This window comes from Algoriphagus lutimaris, assembly GCF_017051705.1.
GTDB classification, from domain to species: Bacteria; Bacteroidota; Bacteroidia; order Cytophagales; family Cyclobacteriaceae; genus Algoriphagus; species Algoriphagus lutimaris.
The window spans coordinates 1-357 of the sequence record NZ_JAFIDJ010000015.1; the positions used below are offsets into that span (position 1 = coordinate 1).

The following is a 357-nucleotide window of genomic DNA, read 5'->3' on the forward strand; positions in this document are numbered from 1 at the left end:
TATTATTAAATCAGAAAGACGATGGGTCGCTAATACGCTAAAAGATTACGAATTATTACATGCCTTAGCTATAATCTATGGCAGAATGTATAACTGCTGTAACTCTCTTGGCATACAAATAAACAATCCAATGGGTGACGATGTGATTTCGCCAACATCATTCGACTCTTTATTTGATGAAGCCAGGAGAATAACTTATTTAAAATTAAAAGATTACTCCATAAGCAAATTGTCATTTAGCATGATACAATATGACAATAAAATAATTCCTGAAGATATTAAAGAGCGTCTAAAACTGGTAGATAAGCCTAAAAATATCACTTCGACAGAAGAGTTAGTTGACTATACAGCCAAGCT

General features: G+C 32.8%; 1 protein-coding gene. It reads left to right on the forward strand.

The genetic code is table 11. The features are described from left to right. A partial coding sequence (locus tag JYB62_RS19605) for a hypothetical protein (protein ID WP_449500893.1) occupies nt 1–357 on the forward strand: 357 nt, incomplete at both ends.